3 protein-coding genes are annotated in these 1,793 nt (G+C 60.6%); all 3 read left to right on the top strand.

Going from position 1 to position 1,793, the window contains the following annotated elements; genetic code table 11:
* Positions 1 to 458: 50S ribosomal protein L25/general stress protein Ctc (locus GYA94_RS24420; RefSeq protein WP_161893270.1), on the top strand; the 458-nt coding region annotated here is incomplete at its 5' end.
* Between the two features lie 79 nt (positions 459 to 537).
* Entirely contained in the window at positions 538 to 1,122 is a 585-nt protein-coding gene (pth, locus tag GYA94_RS24425) for an aminoacyl-tRNA hydrolase (RefSeq protein ID WP_009686183.1), read from the top strand.
* A gap of 24 nt (positions 1,123 to 1,146) precedes the next feature.
* Positions 1,147 to 1,793 (top strand): redox-regulated ATPase YchF (gene ychF / locus GYA94_RS24430; protein ID WP_161893271.1); only part of this gene is annotated, 647 nt, incomplete at its 3' end.

Consider the following 1,793-nt stretch of genomic DNA (forward strand, 5'->3'; position numbering starts at 1 on the left):
AAATCGCCAAACTGTTCGAAAACGAAGCTGCCTTCAGCCACGTTATCGAACTGAACGTCGACGGCGCCAAGCAGAACGTCGTGGTCAAGGCCATGCAGCGTCACCCAGCCAAAGGCTTCATCATGCACGCCGACTTCGTTCGCGTCGTAGCTGGCCAGAAGCTGACCGCTGTTGTTCCAGTGCACTTCATCAACGAAGAAGCACCGGTCAAGAAAGGCGGCGAAGTTTCGCACGTTGAATCGCAGATCGAAGTTTCCTGCGAAGCCAAAGACCTGCCAGAGTTCATCGAAGTCGACCTGGCCAACGCTGAAATCGGCACCATCATCCACCTGTCGGACCTGAAAGCTCCGAAAGGCGTAGAGTTCGTCGCTCTGGCCCACGGTGATGACAAAGCTGTTGCCAACGTTCACGCTCCGCGCGTTTCCGCCGAAGCTGCTGAAGAAGGCGCTGCCGAGTAATCCACTCGCACGCCGGCGTTGATCGGGTTACAGTGCCGCGCGCACTGTAGCCCACCAACTCCAAGGAAGAGCCCCTGACGTGACCGCCATCCAGTTGATCGTCGGCCTGGGTAACCCCGGCCCCGAATACGAACAGACCCGGCATAACGCAGGGGCTCTTTTCGTTGAACGCATTGCCAGCGCCCAGCGTGTTTCGCTGACCGCTGACAAAAAATATTTCGGCCTGACGGCTAAGTTCAGCCATCAGGGCAACGACGTTCGTTTGTTGATCCCCACCACCTACATGAACCGTAGCGGCCAGGCCGTGGCGGCCTTGGCCAATTTCTTCCGCATCAAGCCGGAAGCGATCCTGGTGGCGCACGACGAACTCGACCTGCCCCCGGGCGTTGCCAAGCTCAAGCGCGGCGGCGGTCATGGGGGGCACAACGGCCTGCGCGACATCATCGCGCAGCTCGGCAACCAGAACGACTTCCACCGCCTGCGGCTTGGCATCGGCCACCCAGGCGACGCCAAACTGGTCTCCAACTTCGTCCTGGGCCGCGCGCCGCGCGCCGAGCAGGAGAAGCTCGACGCCAGCATCGATTTTGCCCTCGGCGTGCTGCCGGACGTGCTTGCCGGCGATTTCGCCAAGGCGATGCGCGAACTGCACAGCCAGAAGGCCTGATTTCCTTTAGAGAGGGGAATACCCATGGGTTTCAATTGCGGCATCGTCGGCCTGCCCAACGTCGGCAAGTCCACCCTGTTCAACGCCTTGACCAAATCTGGCATCGCGGCGGAGAACTTCCCTTTCTGCACTATCGAGCCGAACAGCGGCATCGTGCCGATGCCCGACGCGCGCCTGGCTGCGCTGGCTGAAATCGTCAAGCCGAACCGCATCCTGCCGACCACCATGGAGTTCGTCGACATTGCCGGCCTGGTGGCCGGTGCATCGAAAGGCGAAGGCCTGGGCAACAAGTTCCTCGCCAACATCCGCGAGACCGACGCCATTGCCCATGTGGTCCGCTGCTTCGAAGACGAGAACGTGATCCACGTTTCCAACAGTGTGGACCCCAAGCGTGACATCGAGATCATCGACCTCGAACTGATCTTCGCTGACCTGGACAGCTGCGAGAAGCAACTGCAGAAGGTCGCACGCAATGCCAAGGGCGGTGACAAAGAGGCGCTGGCACAGAAGGCCATCCTCGAGCAGCTGATCCCGCACTTCACCGAAGGCAAGCCGGCACGCAGCCTGATGAAGAACATGAGCGCCGAAGACAAGGCGGTCATCCGCGGCTTCCACCTGCTGACCAGCAAGCCGGTGATGTACATCGCCAACGTCGCCGAAGACGGCTTCGA

The sequence above is a fragment of the Pseudomonas juntendi genome, assembly GCF_009932375.1.
GTDB lineage: Bacteria > Pseudomonadota > Gammaproteobacteria > Pseudomonadales > Pseudomonadaceae > Aquipseudomonas > Aquipseudomonas juntendi.